The sequence below is a fragment of the Xanthobacter sp. AM11 genome (assembly GCF_047444035.1).
Lineage (GTDB): Bacteria > Pseudomonadota > Alphaproteobacteria > Rhizobiales > Xanthobacteraceae > Xanthobacter.
In genome coordinates, this window is record NZ_JBLAOA010000001.1 from 3,076,368 (window position 1) to 3,090,914 (window position 14,547).

The following is a 14,547-nucleotide window of genomic DNA, read 5'->3' on the forward strand; positions in this document are numbered from 1 at the left end:
GCAAGGGGTTGTTCCTGCGATCCCCTTGCGTAGCCGGCGGATTTGCACGACAAATGATCGCCCCGTGACACTCCGCGGATGGTGACGTGCCCAGGGAACGGACGATCGGAACCGGCGTCCGATCTTCTGCGACCCGGGACAGGCCCGCGGGGCAAGGCGCGCGGCGGACGGAGGGCAGGCAGATTCCGTTTCGGTTGAACGCTCGCGAAGGCTGGACCCTGCCGGCCGCGCTCGCCGCCGCCGTGCTGGTGGCCGGGCTCGGGGCAGCCGTTTTTGTTGCCAGCCTGCGCAAGGATGATGAAAGCGGGACGCGCGAGCGCGCGGCGTTGCTGGCCTCCCTGGAGGCGCATGGCAGCGTGATGGCGCGTGCCCTCGCCACGGCGGAGGAGGAGGGCGCGACCCTCGACGCCATCGCCGGCGGGGACCTGCCGAAGCTGCACCGGCGTTTCGGGGAGCGGCTCAATACCGGCTTCGGCTTCGAGTTCGTCTACATCACCGATGCCGACGGAAATATCATCTACTCCTCCGAGCAGGGCGAGCTCGGCGCGACGAAGGCCTTCTCCTGGATTCGTCCGGCCATCCAGCGCGCCTTGGCGGAGGGGCAGCAGGCGGCGCGCGGCATCGTCGCCGGGCCGGGCGCGGCCGGGCTCCTGGTCGCCCGGCCGTTCGGGGTGAAGGCCGACCTGCCCCGGTATCACCAGCCCCTGCTGGCGGTGACGGTGGATGTCATCGACCCGGAATTTCTGAAAACGCTCTCGAAGCCCGCCAACCTTGACGACGTGCAGATCGTCCGGGTCCAGGACGAGGCGCCGGAGGGGCGCAGTCTTCGCGTTCCCAATCTCTATGACGGGTCGCAGGTGGAACTGGCGTGGCGCGGCCATGAGCCGGGCCGCAGCCTGCTGCGGGAACTGATGCCGACGGCGGCCGCCTTCAGCCTGCTTTTGTCCGGGATCTTCCTGGTGCTGATGGTGCGGGCGCAGCGCACCGCGGCGGCTCTTGCCGCCAGCGAGACACAGGTTCGGGCGCTGGCGCTCCAGGACCACCTGACGGGCCTTGCCAACCGCGGGCATTTCCTCGCCGAGCTGGAAGCGGCGCTGGCGTCGCGCCGGCCGGAGGAGACCGTGGCGCTGCTGTTTGTCGATCTCGACAACTTCAAGGAGGTGAACGACTGGGCCGGGCACGGCGCCGGCGATGTGCTGCTGTGCGCGGTGGCCGACGTGCTGCGGGCCGCGGTGGGGGATAGCGGCCTTGCCGGTCGCTTCGGCGGCGACGAGTTCGTCGTCTTCGCCCGGTGCACGGCGCCCGGGGACCGGGACGCGCTGGCCGCGCGCATCTTCGCCGCCCTGGAGGTGCCCGTCTCGCTGGGGAGCGAAGTGGTGCGGGTCAGCGCATCGGTGGGTGCTGCGCAGGCGCCGGAAGATGCCAACGAGGCCGCCGAGCTGATGCGCCGCGCCGACATCGCCCTTTACCGCGCCAAAGCGGAAGGGCAGGGCACCTATCGCGTCTTCGTGCCGCAGTTCGAGCACGCGGCCGCCGAGACCAAGCGGATGGCCTCGGAGCTTGAGGGCGCGCTGGAGCGCGGCGAGCTCACGCTTCAGTTCCAGCCGCAGGTGGAGCTGGAGAGCGAGCGGATCGTCGGCTTCGAAGCGCTGGTGCGCTGGGACCACCCCACCCGCGGGCGCCTTCCGCCCGCCGCGTTCGTGCCGGTGGCGGAGGAGAGCCACCTGATCTGCGCGCTGGACCTTTTTGTCCTGCGCCGCGCGGTGGTGGATGCGCGCGCGCTGGGCGACCGCTGGATTGCGGTGAACATGTCGCCGGTCACCCTGCGCTCCTTCGGCATCATTCCCAAGATCCTGGATGTCCTGGAGCAGGCCCGGTTCGATCCGGCGCGGCTGGAGATCGAGATCACGGAAAGCATGGTGCTGCATCCCTCCCCGGAGGTGCAGAGCAACCTGAAGGCGTTGCGCGCTGCCGGGATCCGGCTGGCGCTGGACGATTTCGGCACCGGCTATGCCTCGGTGGTGCATGTGCGGCGCTTTCCCTTCACCAAGATCAAGATCGACCGGGCGTTCATCACGCGCCTCGGCGAGGATGCCGACGCCGATGCCATCGTTGAATACAAGGTGCGCCTTGGCCGCTCCCTCGGCCTTTCCATGACCGCCGAAGGGGTGGAGACGCCGGAGCAACTGCGCTTCCTGCGGCAGGTGGGAATGCAGCAGGCGCAAGGCTATCTGTTCGCGCCGCCCTTGCCGCTGACCGCCGCGGTGGCCATGCTGGTGCGGGAGAAGGAGCAGGCCGGGGGCCGCACGACCTCGCCCCCCGCCGCCTGAGGGCGCGCCAACCGGCGCCTTAATTTTCTTTTCAAGAAAGTTTTTATCTTTATAAGGGTATTCAGCGGGCTGTGGCGTCGCACCGGGTCCCTTTGGCCTTGCCTTCCGCGGGTTCGGTGCGGAGAACGGCGGGCAATCGTGGGGACGGCGCTTCGGGGTCGCATGCCCATGTCCTGGAGCCGGCGGAGCCGGGGCCTTGCCCCCCGGGCGCCGTCAAGCCTGGCTCCGCACTGTGTGGGGATGCTTCGTGATCGAGACCAAGCTCATCGACGGAAAGGCGTTCGCGGCCGACCTCAGGGCCCGCATTGCCGGGGAAGTCGCGCACCTTGGCGCCAGCGCCGGCTTGAAGCCCGGCCTTGCCGTCGTTCTCGTGGGGGAGGACCCGGCGAGCCAGGTCTATGTGCGCAACAAGGCGGCGCAGACCCTGGAGGCCGGCATGGCCTCGTTCGAGCACAAGCTGCCCGTGGACACGGCGGAGGCGGACCTGCTCGCGCTGATCTCGCGCCTCAATGCGGACCCGCAGGTCCACGGCATCCTGGTGCAGCTTCCCCTGCCGGCGCAGATCGACGCCATGAAGGTGCTCTCCACCATCGACCCGGCGAAGGACGTGGACGGCTTCCATGTGGTCAATGCCGGCCGCCTCGCCGTGGGGCTCGATGCCCTTGTGCCCTGCACGCCGCTGGGCTGCGTGATGCTGCTGAAGCACCACCTGGGCAACCTCTCCGGCCTGCGGGCAGTGGTGGTGGGGCGTTCCAACATCGTCGGCAAGCCCGCGGCGCAGCTCCTGCTGAAGGAGGATTGCACCGTCACCATCGCCCATTCGCGCACCCGCGACCTGCCGGCCGAGTGCCGCATGGCGGACATCCTCATCGCCGCCGTGGGGCGGCCGGAAATGGTGCGCGGCGACTGGATCAAGCCCGGCGCCACGGTCATCGACGTAGGCATCAACCGCATCCCGCGTGAGGATGGCAAGACGCGGCTGGTGGGCGACGTGGCCTTTGCCGAGGCGCAGGGCATTGCCGGCCTCATCACGCCGGTGCCCGGCGGCGTCGGCCCCATGACCATCGCCTGCCTGCTGGCCAACACGCTCACCGCAGCCAAGCGCCAGGCCGGCCTCGGCTGAGCCCGCCGCGCGGCGGGCGCCGGTGGCTTCGCCCTGCGCCCCCGTGCGCACGGGCGCATAATGCATGAGACATCGGCTCCTGCCCCGAGGAGGCACCCATGACCATCGATCGCAAGCAGACCTTCACCACCGCGGAGATCGAGGCCCGGCTGAAGGCGGAACTGCCCCACTGGCGCCTTGAGGACGGCTGGATCCGCCGCACCTACAAGACCAACAGCTGGAAGGGCACGCTCATGGTGATCAACACCGTGGGCCATCTGGCGGAAGCCGCGTGGCACCATCCCGACCTCACCGCCTCCTATGCCTGGGTGGAGGTGCGCCTGCAGTCCCACGATGCCAAGGGCATCACCGTGCGCGACTTCGCCTTGGCGAAGAAGATCGAGGAGGTGGTCCAGTGGCAGCCCGGCCTTGAGGCGGATGGCCCGCTGGAAGGCACGCCGCAGCACGATTTGCGGTTCGCCTATGTGAAGTATGATTGAGGCGGACGAACCGGGGGGGCACATGAAGGGCAGCTACGACGACATCATGTCCCGGATCACCGATCCGATCCTCTGGTACGACGAACACGGCGTGCCGCGCTACGCGCCGTTCGCGCCCGACCTGAAGTCGGACATCTATGCCGACGAGGCGGCGCTGGTGGAGGTGGTGTGCCAGGCGTGCCGGCGCGCCTTCCTCGTCTGCTGCTCCCGCGCCGAAGCCCAGGACCGCAGGCCCATTCCGGTGGCCGAGGCCATCCGCGCCAATGATGACGCGCTTTATGGCGACCCGCCGTGCCACACCACGGAAATCGAGGCCCGGACCGGGATGGGGGGATGCCGGGCGGGAGAAACCATGACCGCCATCGGCGTGCGGGTGGTGGAATATTGGGGCCGCAATCTGGCCAAGCCGGGCAGCGGATGGGCGCGGGACCCGGCGCTTGAGGTCACCTTCACCCATGAGGACGATTTCGTGCGCCGGCAGATTGCCGAGAAGTGGTAAACTTCGTTCCCTGAACGCGAGCGCGGGACCGGCCCAGGACGTCACAGGGCCGTTCAGCGCTCCAGCGGGCCGGGAGTGCGCGGGTGCCGAACGATCTTTCCCATGGCTTGCCGGTTGATGGCCTGGCGGAACCGGCAGAAGGCGCGCCGCCCGTTGTGCTGCCGCTGGACTTTTCCGGCGCGCAGCTGGTGGCCGCCGACGCGGAACCCCCATTGGCGCAGGACCGGCCCATCTCCGGCGCGGGAGATGAAGCCGCTGCGATCACCGGGCTCCTCGTGGCCCATTCCTTCGGCGACGCCGGGGTTCTCCTGCCAACCATGGCGAGCGTCCGCCGGGCGATGCTGGACACCATCCGCGCCCATCACCGCATCGCCGGCCGGCCGAAGCGCCGCCATCTCCTCGTCTGCGCCCCGCCCGGAACCGTCCTGCCGCCGGAATTGGCCGGCGACGCCGAAGTGTCGCTGGTGGCGGACGACATGGGCGCCGTCCGCGCCGAGATCGGGCCGAGGACGGCGGGCCTTCTCGTCTCGCCCGTGCGCCTTGCCGCCGGGCTGGAGATGCTGTCCGGCTCCCTGCTTGCCGATCTGCGGGAGAGCGCGGACGAATACGGCCTCATCCTCGCCTTCGACGAGACCGATGGAGGGCTGGGGCGCACCGGCATGGCCTTCGCCCACGAATGGACCGGCGTGACGCCGGACCTGATGCTGCTGGGGGAGGGGGCCGGCCTGCCCCTGGCCGCCCTGGTGATGACGCAGAAGGTGGCGCGCGGCCTGCCCGCATCCCTTCCGCGGCCGGAAGCCGCCGCCGTGGCGCAGGCGGCCCATGTGGTGCAAATGGCGCTGGCGGCGGGCTTCGAGGCCCGCATCCAGGCGCTCGGCTGGATGCTGGAAGACCGCCTCGCCACGCTGCGCTGGCGCCGGCCGGATCTGTTCACCGGCCTTGCGGGCACCGGCCTGATGCAGGGGCTGGTCTGCCCCGGGGCGGCGGAGGAACTGGCGGCGCGGCTGGCGCAGGCCGGGCTCTTTGTGCGCGCCATCGGTTGCGTTCTGGCGTTCCTGCCGCCCCTCACGGTGACGGAAGGCGAGATCGCCGCGGCGGCGGAGCACTTGGAGCATGCCGTGGCGCAGATGGAGCCGGTGCCGGCCTGAGCCTCAGGCCGCCGCCTGCCCGCGCAGTGCCCCGCGCACCGCCGCAAGGCGTGCGGGGTCCAGCGCCGCCACGCGCCCGCCGGCGCAGAGCGCGCCGCGGAAGCCGAGATAATGGGGACCGAGGGCGGAAAGCGGGGCGATGTCCTCAAGGGCAAGCGAGCCCGCAAGCCCGGTGAGCAGCCCGCAGGCGCGCGCCGCCGCGACGAAGCCGCCGAGGCTTTCGAGCCCCATATGGCGCATGAGGCCGCCGGCTGCCTTGTCGGCGGTGTCCAGCATCACCCCATGAAAGCCCGCCTCGGCGAAGCGCGGCACGAGGGCAAGGTCGGGCGCCTGGTCGGCGAACAGCACGGCAATGAGCCGCGTGTCCCGGGCCAGCGGCCGCAGCGCCGCAAGGCAGGGGGCCAGCGCCGCCTGCGCCTCCCGCGGCGGCAGGGCGAAGCCGATCTTCACCAGCGGCACGCCGGTGGCGGCGGTGCGCATCGCCGCTGCCATGAGGGTGCCGGGGGTGAGGGGGTGGTCCCCCACCGTGGCGCTGAGATCGGGGCGGATGCCGCTGCGGCCCGGAGGCCGCGCGCCGTCCGGGCGGGGGCCGGTGCTCCCATCGGCTGAGGTTGCTGCGCTCCCGGCCGCCCGCCAGCGGCTGACCGCGGCCACGAGCGCCTTCGGCTCCCAGGCCCCCAGCGCGCCGCGGGCGGGGTCCTTCAGGTCCACGATGTCCACGCCGGCGGCGAGCGCCGCGTCCATCTCGGCAAGATTTGCCACCGAGGCGAGCAGCCCCGGCGCGGTACGGATGGCGGGAGCCCATGCCGCCCCCCGGGGCATGCCGGCCGGCATCACGAGGCCGCCCGCGCCCGGTGGTCGGCGACGGTCTCGCACAGCCAGTCCCAGGCCTCCCGCTCCGCCGCGCCGGCGGTCTTCTCGATGGCGACGGACAGATAGTTCATCTCCCGGTCCACCCGCTCCGGGTCCATCAGGTGCAGGCGCGACACCAGGATGGCACCTTCCAGCACCGCCGCCACCGCCCGGTTGAGGCCGAGGAAGGGGGCGTGGGTCTCCCGGTGCACGGTGCGGCAGAAGAAGCGGGGGCGGGTGGGGTCGTCCTCCATGCGCTCCACCTCCACCTCGTCATGGGCGAGGCAGGCGGCAAGGCGCACGGCGGTGGCAAGCCGGGTGGCGGGGGCGGTGGGCCAGGATCGGTGGCGGCCGGTGATGCAGCCGGCGAAGATGCGGGCGTCGTCGGTGAAGTTCACCACCGCGACCCGGCTCGCCGCCAGATTGTCCAGCGTGCGCGAGGGGCGGAAGGGCTGCAGCAGGTAGCCGCCATCCACGACGCTGGCGCCCATGGGCGCCAGATGGGCCTCGCCGGCCGCCGATTGTGTGGTGACGATGGTTTCCCGGATCACGCGCCTTCGCCTTTCTTGTCCCGGGAAAGGGTCGATCCCGGTTCCTTGAAAGTCAACCGATGGGCCTCGTCGGCGCTGCCGCCGGTCTCTCCCGCCACGCCCCATTTCAGGGGCTCGTCCTGTGCATAGCGCTTGCCGAGGCGGTATGCGATTTCCGCCCGGCCGGTCTCGACGCCCAGATAGAAGGCGTGGGCGCCGTCGCTGTCCACCTTCAGGTGGGGAAACAGGGCGAACGGCTCCTGCGCCACATGGTGGCCGTCGCGATTGTAGGCGTGGATGCCGTTCTGCGTCACTTCGATGCGGAAGGCGCGATCGCTCACCGAGCCGGCGAGGCGCTCCACCTCCTCGGGCGTGGTGGTGAAGGGCCGCCGGTCCCGCAGCGCCATCAGTCCGCCGCCGAAGCCCTGCGGCAGCGCGCCCGCCTCCCGCGCGGCGAAGAATTCCCGCCGCGCGCGGTCGAACTCGCGCACGGCGGTGCGGCAATGGGGGCTCACCTGTACCGCCAGCACCGCATTCAGCCGCAGCTCGGAGATGATGCCCATGAGCAGGGCGTTCATGCCCGTGGTGTCGGCATCGGTCAGCTCGGTGACGTTGCCGATGCCCATGAGGATGGCGATGTCCGGCTTCAGCCGCCGCAGCTCCGCATAGCGCAGCAGGGAGGCGGTGAAGCCGAGATGGATGGGGTCGAGGATGGGGTCGGCCAGGAAGGGGCGGCCCGCGGCCTCGCACCTCTCCACCGCGCGCACGAGGGAGGGCAGGTCCCCGGCCCGGGCGGGCACCAGCACCGGCACGGCCGGGCCTTCGTCGGCGATGGAAAGGTTGGTTTCGTTGAGGCTGAGCAGGTAGTCCGCCCCGGCGCGGGTGGCGCGGGAGAGCTCCTGCGGGTCGAAACTGTCCACGCTCACCTTGAGCCCCTCGCCTTTCAGGGCGGCGATGGCCGCCTCCAGGTGGGGGAAGGGGGAATCGGGCAGGGCGCCGAGGTCGATCACGTCCGCCCCCTCGGCCCTCAGGGCGCGGGCGCGGGTGAGCAGTTCCGCCAGGGAGAGGCGGGTGGCGTCCACGATCTCGGCGAACAGCAGCACGTCGTGGCGGTCGAGGGCGAGGGTGCCGCGGCCCTTGCCGAAATAGTCGGGCAGGTCGGCGGCCTCCTCCGGCCCGCGGGCGAAGGGCCGGCCGAAATAGGCCTCCAGCCGCACCAGGTCGCCGCGGAAGCGGCCGGGCATCAGCACCCGGTCGGTGCCGGCGGGCAGCTTCAGGCGGCGTTCCACGATCTCCGCCGTCATGAGGGCGGCGACCTTCACGCCCACATTCACCACCACGGGATCGAGCCGGTCGTCGGCGATCTCCTGCGCGATGCGGCGGATGCGGGGCTCGGCCAGGGAGCCGGTGACGAGGGCGATGCGCTCCGCCATGGGCTCAGGTCGCCGGCAGGGGGTGGGGGCGGGTGGCGGCGCCGGCGGCGAGCTCCGCCCGGCGGCGGGCGATGGCGCGGCGCAGTTCCTCCAGCGTCTCGGCCACCACGGTGGCCTCGAAGGTCTTCAGGCGGGCGGTGTTCTCCAGGTCGATGCGGCGCGGATACACCGGAACCGGACCCTCCGGCGCCTCGGTGATCATTTCCGGCATGCTGTCGCAGGCGAAGACGATGGCCGGCACCCGGCACTTGCCGGCCTGGGCGAAGCAATTGGTGACGAGGGTGTCGGAAATGCCGAGCACCGCCTTCGCCACCGTGTTGGACGAGGCCGGCGACACCACGAGGGTGTGGTATTCGCCATGATAGAAGCGGCCGATGGAGGCGGACGAGGCGCTGTTGTCGCGGAACACCTGCGTTTCCGCGGGCAGGGGCTCCTTGTCCTGCTTGTACATACGCAGCACTTCCTCCGCCGCGGCGGAGATGAACAGGTCCACGTCCCGCAGCGCGCGGATGATCTCGATGCTCTCGGTGAAATAATGGCCGGAGCCGGTGAGGGCCCAGGCCCAGCGGGGCGCTTTTGCGGTCATGGTCGGGCGGGTGCCTTCCTCTTGAGCGCGCGCCGATCAGCCTGGATCGCAAGCTGATGGGATCACGCGCCGTCTGTCATCAAGCCGGAGGGCGATTCACCGATCAAATGGCTTCAATCTGATCGAATCACGCTCCGGGCGGGCGGTTCCTCGGATGCCGGCCGCTTCTGCTCCAGGACCTTTTCAAGCCCCTGCGTGTCGTGCGCGGCGACGAGCACAATATCGCCTGTGAAGCGCTGCGCCATGCTCGCAAAAGCCGCATCCACCAGGCCCGCCCGGCACCAGGTGGCGAGGTCGGCGGTGCGGTGGGCGGTGGGGGCGGGCAGGGCGAGGCCGGGCGCCTTCACCAGAACCAGGCGGGCGGCGTTCATCTCGGCGGCGAGCCATGCGGAAAGGCTGTCGGAGGTCACGTTCCAGCTTTCCGGGATGCCGGGATGGCCGAGGGTCATGGCGGCGGGCAGCCAGAGGGCGGCGCCCGTTGCGGCAGCGGCGGCCAGGGCCGGCGGGGTGGCAGCCGGCACCAGAGCGGGCGCGAGGGCCGCGAAGGCATGCGCCATCTGCTCCATGGCGAGGATCGCCATCCGGTGGGCCGCCGAATCCGGCAGATGCCACTGCGGCTGAACATCGCGGACGGTATCCGCCAGGGCACCGCCGCCCGGCACCACCACGATCCCACGGGCCTGCGCCAGCCGCCCAAGCAGCTCCCGCGGCGGGGCATCGCGGGTGAGACTGCCACCGATCTTCACAATGGTCGTCATCTCGCCGCCCTCGGCCGGGCCGTGGCCCATGGTCCTATCTCTTCCTCTCTTGGAGTCATGCTAAGGAAGCTCATGCGGCCTCCAATGGGGGATTTTGTGCATCGCAGCAAGGTCTTGCCGGCAGATGGGTCGTCTCATATATTCGCATGTGTGAATAAAAAGCCGGCTGACTCTGCCCTGCTTGTCTAGAGAGGAATGCGACATGCGTCTGATTCTGGCATCTGTACTTGTTCTTGCCGCCACGGGCTCCGCCCTTGCCGACCCGGATGTTGCCAAGGGGGAAACCTCCTTCAAGAAGTGCATGGCCTGCCATGCCATCGGCCCGAACGCCAAACCCAAGGTCGGCCCGCCGCTGAATGGCATTGTGGGCGCCAAGTGGGCGCATTTCGAGGGCTATGCTTACTCAAATGACATCAAGGACGGCGCCGCCGCCGGCAAGGTCTGGGACGACGCCACCCTTTCCGCCTACCTCACCAATCCCAAGGACCTCGCCCCCAAGGGCAAGATGGCGTTCGCCGGCATCAAGAGCGAGGATGAGCGCAAGGATCTCATCGCCTTCCTCGCCCAGTTCAACGCCGACGGCAGCAAGAAGTGACCTTCCGCCCGCGCCCGTGAGTCTCGGCGCCGCGGCCCCCGTCCAAGGGGCTGGAAGGCGCATCACCCATTTGGGGGATGTGGTTCACCGGCGCCTCTGGGACAACATATCCGCCGGTCAGGGCGCAGGACCTCCTTGGGGGGAACAGGCGGTGTCGCGATAGACACCGCCTGTTTTGTTTGCGGCCCCCGCTTGCCGCAACCCGTTCGCGCGATCGACCGCCGCCACCAACAGCCGCCACCGACCCTTGCCAGATCGCCGGCCCCGTGCTGACCCTCCCCGGGAGCACGAGGACGACCCATGCCCGATCACGATTTCCGCGCCCAGCGCCTTCATGTGGCCGACGATCTCTCCGCCGGCGGGAGCCTCGCGCTCGCGCCGGAGCAGGCCCATTACGTGGCCAACGTCATCCGCCTGCCGGTGGGCGGCACGGTGCTGGTCTTCAACGGGCGCGACGGCGAGTGGCTGGCGGCCCGCGCCGCCGGGGGCAAGCGCGAGGTGCGGCTCGACATTGTGCGCCAGACGCGGCCGCAGCCGCAGTCCCCAACCCTCGAATTTGCCTTCGCGCCGCTCAAGCATGCCCGGCTCGACTACATGGTCCAGAAGGCCGTGGAGATGGGGGCGGGCATCCTCAGCCCCGTGATCACCCGCTTCACCCAGGTGACGCGGGTCAATCTCGACCGGATGGGCGCCAATGCGGTGGAAGCGGCCGAGCAATGCGGCATCCTTTCCATTCCGCAGGTCGCCGCGCCGCAGCCCCTGGCGGGATGGCTGGCGGCGCTGCCGCCGGAGCGGGTGCTGGTCTTCTGCGACGAGGCGGCGCCGGAGGCCGATCCCATCAAGGCGCTGCGCGCGGCGCCGCCCGGGCCCGCCAGCGTCCTGATCGGCCCGGAAGGCGGGTTCAGCCCGGACGAACGTGCCCTCATCGCGCCACGGGCGATCACCTTGTCCCTCGGGCCGCGGATCTTGCGGGCCGATACGGCGGCGGTGGCGGCCCTTGCGCTGGTGGAGGCGGCCCGCGGCGGCAATGCAGGGGGGCAATAACGCTCGCGAACGCCGATGGTTCCCTTTTGTTCAGGCCGATTTCTTTGAATGATTCCGAGAGTGATTCAAGAATACAGCCATTTTCCTTGATGCAACGCGGTAAGGTATTGAAATCGTGCGAGGGTAGAAATACGGTCTTCTCCGGCCGCATTTTCGACCGATTTCGGGTCAGTCTCTCCGGAACTTCGAAGCGGGCAAAGCGTTATTGGCTCGCATTTTTTGGAGTATTGGCTGGAGGCCCGCATGTCGCACGATTACCGTTTCGGCATTGAGGAAGAATTCTTCGTCGTGAACGCCGAATCGAAAGCAGTGCAGCGGCGCATGCCGACTGGCTTCTTCGACGCGCTGAAGGACCGGCTGGGCGAGCAGGTGTCCGTGGAAATGCTCCAGTCCCAGCTCGAAGTCGCCACCCGGCCCTCCACCATCTCAGGCAGCGCCCTGGACCAGCTGCGCGCGCTGCGCCGCACGGTGGCGGACGTGGCGGCCGACCACGGGCTCGGCGTCATCGCCTCCGGCACCCATCCCACCGCCATCTGGGACGGCGCCCGCCCCACCCGGGCCCGTCGCTATGACGGGGTGATGAACGACCTGCAGATGCTGGGCGAGCGCAACATGGTGTGCGGCCTGCACGTGCATGTGGAGCTGCCCGACCCCGACCAAAGGGTGGACGTGATGCGGCGCATCGTGCCCTACATCCCCCATTTCGTCGCCCTCGCCACCTCCTCGCCCTTCTGGGGGGCCAAGCAGACGGGGCTGATGGGCTACAGGCTCGCCGCCTACGACGAGCTGCCGCGCACCGGCCTGCCGGAAATGTTCGAGAGCAATGCGGCCTACGAGCGCTATGTGGACGCGCTGGTCTCCGCCCGGGCGATCACCGATTCCAGCTATGTGTGGTGGGCGGTGCGCCCCTCCCGCAAGCTGCCGACCCTGGAGCTGCGCGCGCCCGACAGCTGCACCCGAATCGAGGACACGGTGGCGATCGCCGCGCTCTACCGGGCGCTGGTGCGCTTCCTGGTGCGCAATCCCCACCACAACCGCCACGCGGATACGGTGGACCGGGCCATTGCCGACGAGAACAAGTGGCGGGCGCAGCGCTACGGCGTCCACGGCTCGTTCGTGGACCTGGCCGAACGCCGCGCGCTCTCGGTGCGCGATGCGGTGGACGGCCTCGTCAATCTGGTGGCGCAGGACGCGGAGGCGCTGGGGTGCCTGGATGCGCTGCTGCACGTGCGCACCATCGCCGAGGCGGGAACCAGCGCCGACGTGCAGCTCGCCGTCTTCGGGGAGGCCCAGCACCGCACCGGCAACCGCACCGAAGCGCTGGACGCGGTGAAGACCTGGCTGGCCACCACGACGATGCAGTGAAAGGGCAGGGGCCGGCACCGCGCGCGCCGGCCCCGCACATTTCACATCTGGAACGGCACCACGGTCTGCTGCTGCTCGCCGAGGCCGGTGATGCCGAGGCGCATCACGTCGCCGGCCTTGAGGAAGCGCGGCGGCTTGAAGCCGAGGCCGACGCCGGGGGGCGTGCCGGTGGTGATCACGTCGCCGGGCTCCAGCACCATGAACTGGCTGATGTAGTGCACCAGGAACGGGATGCGGAAGATCATGGTCTTGGTCGAGCCGTTCTGCACCTTCTCGCCATTCACCTCCAGCCACATGGCGAGGTCGGAGGTGTCGGCGATCTCGTCGGTGGTGACGAGCCAGGGGCCGAGCGGACCGAAGGTCTCGCAGCCCTTGCCCTTCATCCACTGGCCCGACCGTTCAACCTGAAAATGGCGTTCGGACACGTCGTTGCAGATGCAATAGCCGGCGACGTGGGCGAGGGCGTCCTTCTCCTCCACATAGCGGGCGCGGGTGCCGATGACGAAGGCCAGCTCCACTTCCCAGTCGAGCTTGAGCGATCCCTTAGGGGTCATCACGTCGTCATGGGGGCCCACCACGCAGTTGGGCGCCTTGTTGAACAGCACCGGCTCTTCGGGAATGGGATTGTTGGTTTCCGCAGCATGGTCCGCGAAATTGAGGCCCACCGCCACGAAATTGCCCGGCCGCGCCACGCAGGAGCCGAGCCGGGCGCCCTCGGGGGCCAGCGGCAGGGTTGCGGGGTCGGCCGCCGCGATCGCGGCCAGGCTCGCGGGCGAAAGCGCGTCGCCGGCCAGATCGGCGATGACGCCCGAGAGGTCGCGCACCTTGCCGCTTGAATCGATTAGACCCGGCTTTTCCTGCCCTTTGTCCCCGAAGCGAACCAGCTTCATAGGTCGTACTCCCTGATGGTATCTTTGGAGGGTTGCGGAACGGTGCGGCGCGCGGTCGCTCCGGTCGCGCGCACGCTGGCGCGGCGCGGGCCAATGGTCAATGGTGGCGGCGGAAGAAAATGTGGCGATGACCGAGCAGATATTCCCGCTGTTGCTGTTTTCCATGGCTGCCAGCGTCACGCCGGGGCCCAACAATCTCATTGCCGCCGCCTCCGGCGCAAGGTTCGGCTTTTGGCGGACCCTGCCGCAGATGCTGGGGGTTGGGGTGGGCTTCCCGCTGCTGGTGATCGCCATCGGGCTCGGCCTCGGGCAGGTGTTCGCGGCCGTGCCGGGGCTGCATCTGGCGCTGAAGGTGGCGGGGGCCGCCTATCTCCTGTTCCTCGCCTATGGCCTGATGCGCGCCGCCGGTCCCGATGCGGAGACCGCCCGCACCGGCGAATCGGCGCCCACCTTCCTCCAGTCGGCGGCGTTCCAGTGGGTCAATCCGAAGGCGTGGACCGTGGCGCTCGGCGTCATTCCCGCCTTTGTGCGGCCGGATGGGGAGATTCTGCCGCAGGTGCTTCTGGTCGCCGGCGTGTTCATGATCACAGCCGTGCCATCTCTGGCGGTCTGGGCGCTGTTCGGCGCGGCATTGTCTCGCATGCTTTCACAGGAAAAGCTGCGGCAGCGGGTCAATGGTCTATTAGCCGCCTTAGTAGCCCTGAGCGTAATACTGCTCTTTATCTAGGCGTGATCAGTTTGGGTGCAATTGCGCTTCCGTTTTTCGCGCTGGCGTCATAAAAGGGAAACAGGACTCCGGCTAAGTCGCGGACACGCTCCGAAGGAGCATCAGGCAATGAACGACCAGGAACGGTCACGGACCGCCAAGGCTGAAGTAAAGTCGATGGCAAGTCCGCGGGCGGGTTCAGCCGCCCA

Annotated in this window: 15 protein-coding genes; 9 read left to right on the forward strand and 6 right to left on the reverse strand. The window is 69.4% G+C overall.

Going from position 1 to position 14,547, the window contains the following annotated elements; all coding sequences use genetic code 11:
• Positions 1–194 precede the first annotated feature (194 nt).
• The 5 genes from ACI7BZ_RS14135 (at position 195) to ACI7BZ_RS14155 (ending at position 5,579) form a co-directional block, all read left to right on the forward strand.
• Positions 195–2,330 carry a putative bifunctional diguanylate cyclase/phosphodiesterase gene (locus ACI7BZ_RS14135; protein WP_414117818.1) on the forward strand — a complete coding sequence of 712 codons (2,136 nt, stop codon included), beginning with the start codon at positions 195–197 and terminating at the stop codon, positions 2,328–2,330.
• A 247-nt stretch (positions 2,331–2,577) separates the two neighbouring features.
• The gene (folD, locus tag ACI7BZ_RS14140) at positions 2,578–3,453 is read left to right on the forward strand and encodes a bifunctional methylenetetrahydrofolate dehydrogenase/methenyltetrahydrofolate cyclohydrolase FolD (RefSeq protein WP_414117819.1); all 876 of its coding nucleotides are present in this window, start codon (positions 2,578–2,580) and stop codon (positions 3,451–3,453) included.
• Between the two features lie 98 nt (positions 3,454–3,551).
• Positions 3,552–3,932, forward strand: coding sequence for a 4a-hydroxytetrahydrobiopterin dehydratase (locus tag ACI7BZ_RS14145; RefSeq protein ID WP_414117820.1), 381 nt, complete (start codon positions 3,552–3,554; stop codon positions 3,930–3,932).
• A 22-nt stretch (positions 3,933–3,954) separates the two neighbouring features.
• Positions 3,955–4,431 carry a hypothetical protein gene (locus ACI7BZ_RS14150; protein ID WP_414117821.1) on the forward strand — a complete coding sequence of 159 codons (477 nt, stop codon included), beginning with the start codon at positions 3,955–3,957 and terminating at the stop codon, positions 4,429–4,431.
• Between the two features lie 83 nt (positions 4,432–4,514).
• Positions 4,515–5,579 (forward strand): aminotransferase class III-fold pyridoxal phosphate-dependent enzyme, encoded by a 1,065-nt coding sequence (locus ACI7BZ_RS14155; protein WP_414117822.1) that lies wholly within the window; start codon positions 4,515–4,517, stop codon positions 5,577–5,579.
• A gap of 3 nt (positions 5,580–5,582) precedes the next feature.
• Here ACI7BZ_RS14155 and ACI7BZ_RS14160 read toward each other — a convergent pair whose 3' ends face one another.
• From ACI7BZ_RS14160 to ACI7BZ_RS14180, 5 genes are all read right to left on the reverse strand, one after another.
• Entirely contained in the window at positions 5,583–6,413 is an 831-nt protein-coding gene (locus ACI7BZ_RS14160) for a (5-formylfuran-3-yl)methyl phosphate synthase (RefSeq protein ID WP_414117823.1), read from the reverse strand.
• Entirely contained in the window at positions 6,413–6,982 is a 570-nt protein-coding gene (locus ACI7BZ_RS14165) for a DUF447 domain-containing protein (protein WP_414117824.1), read from the reverse strand. The genes ACI7BZ_RS14160 and ACI7BZ_RS14165 overlap by 1 nt, the downstream gene beginning before the upstream one ends.
• A complete protein-coding gene (locus ACI7BZ_RS14170; RefSeq protein WP_414117825.1) occupies positions 6,979–8,394 on the reverse strand; it encodes a DUF6513 domain-containing protein in 1,416 nt (471 codons plus the stop codon). Before ACI7BZ_RS14170 ends, ACI7BZ_RS14165 begins: the two co-directional genes overlap by 4 nt.
• A gap of 4 nt (positions 8,395–8,398) precedes the next feature.
• Complete coding sequence (locus ACI7BZ_RS14175) at positions 8,399–8,980, reverse strand: flavoprotein (protein WP_414117826.1); 582 nt, start codon at positions 8,978–8,980, stop codon at positions 8,399–8,401.
• 113 nt (positions 8,981–9,093) lie between these two features.
• The gene (locus ACI7BZ_RS14180; protein WP_414117827.1) at positions 9,094–9,768 is read right to left on the reverse strand and encodes an amino acid kinase family protein; all 675 of its coding nucleotides are present in this window, start codon (positions 9,766–9,768) and stop codon (positions 9,094–9,096) included.
• A 172-nt stretch (positions 9,769–9,940) separates the two neighbouring features.
• Here ACI7BZ_RS14180 and ACI7BZ_RS14185 point away from each other — a divergent pair, with 172 nt between their 5' ends.
• The 3 genes from ACI7BZ_RS14185 to ACI7BZ_RS14195 all read left to right on the forward strand — a co-directional run bounded on the left by ACI7BZ_RS14185 (position 9,941) and on the right by ACI7BZ_RS14195 (position 12,742).
• Positions 9,941–10,333 (forward strand): c-type cytochrome, encoded by a 393-nt coding sequence (locus ACI7BZ_RS14185; RefSeq protein WP_414117828.1) that lies wholly within the window; start codon positions 9,941–9,943, stop codon positions 10,331–10,333.
• Between the two features lie 300 nt (positions 10,334–10,633).
• The gene (locus ACI7BZ_RS14190; RefSeq protein WP_414117829.1) at positions 10,634–11,377 is read left to right on the forward strand and encodes a 16S rRNA (uracil(1498)-N(3))-methyltransferase; all 744 of its coding nucleotides are present in this window, start codon (positions 10,634–10,636) and stop codon (positions 11,375–11,377) included.
• A gap of 243 nt (positions 11,378–11,620) precedes the next feature.
• Entirely contained in the window at positions 11,621–12,742 is a 1,122-nt protein-coding gene (locus tag ACI7BZ_RS14195) for a carboxylate-amine ligase (protein WP_414117830.1), read from the forward strand.
• Positions 12,743–12,783: 41 nt separating this feature from the next.
• On the opposite strand, the gene ACI7BZ_RS14200 is transcribed toward ACI7BZ_RS14195, so the two are convergent.
• On the reverse strand, positions 12,784–13,632 hold the full coding sequence (locus tag ACI7BZ_RS14200) for a fumarylacetoacetate hydrolase family protein (protein ID WP_414117831.1): 849 nt from the start codon (positions 13,630–13,632) through the stop codon (positions 12,784–12,786).
• A 127-nt stretch (positions 13,633–13,759) separates the two neighbouring features.
• On the opposite strand from ACI7BZ_RS14200, the gene ACI7BZ_RS14205 reads away from it, so the two are divergent.
• Entirely contained in the window at positions 13,760–14,359 is a 600-nt protein-coding gene (locus ACI7BZ_RS14205; RefSeq protein ID WP_414117832.1) for a LysE family translocator, read from the forward strand.
• Positions 14,360–14,547: the final 188 nt, after the last annotated feature.

Coding starts and splice junctions, on each gene's coding strand:
- ACI7BZ_RS14160 (WP_414117823.1), bottom strand. CDS start 6,413: ATGCCGGCCGGCATGCCCCGGGGGGCGGCATGGGCTCCCGCCATCCGT.
- ACI7BZ_RS14185 (WP_414117828.1), top strand. CDS start 9,941: ATGCGTCTGATTCTGGCATCTGTACTTGTTCTTGCCGCCACGGGCTCC.
- ACI7BZ_RS14200 (WP_414117831.1), bottom strand. CDS start 13,632: ATGAAGCTGGTTCGCTTCGGGGACAAAGGGCAGGAAAAGCCGGGTCTA.
- ACI7BZ_RS14170 (WP_414117825.1), bottom strand. CDS start 8,394: ATGGCGGAGCGCATCGCCCTCGTCACCGGCTCCCTGGCCGAGCCCCGC.
- ACI7BZ_RS14145 (WP_414117820.1), top strand. CDS start 3,552: ATGACCATCGATCGCAAGCAGACCTTCACCACCGCGGAGATCGAGGCC.
- ACI7BZ_RS14180 (WP_414117827.1), bottom strand. CDS start 9,768: ATGGGCCACGGCCCGGCCGAGGGCGGCGAGATGACGACCATTGTGAAG.
- ACI7BZ_RS14195 (WP_414117830.1), top strand. CDS start 11,621: ATGTCGCACGATTACCGTTTCGGCATTGAGGAAGAATTCTTCGTCGTG.
- ACI7BZ_RS14190 (WP_414117829.1), top strand. CDS start 10,634: ATGCCCGATCACGATTTCCGCGCCCAGCGCCTTCATGTGGCCGACGAT.
- ACI7BZ_RS14205 (WP_414117832.1), top strand. CDS start 13,760: ATGACCGAGCAGATATTCCCGCTGTTGCTGTTTTCCATGGCTGCCAGC.
- ACI7BZ_RS14150 (WP_414117821.1), top strand. CDS start 3,955: ATGAAGGGCAGCTACGACGACATCATGTCCCGGATCACCGATCCGATC.
- ACI7BZ_RS14175 (WP_414117826.1), bottom strand. CDS start 8,980: ATGACCGCAAAAGCGCCCCGCTGGGCCTGGGCCCTCACCGGCTCCGGC.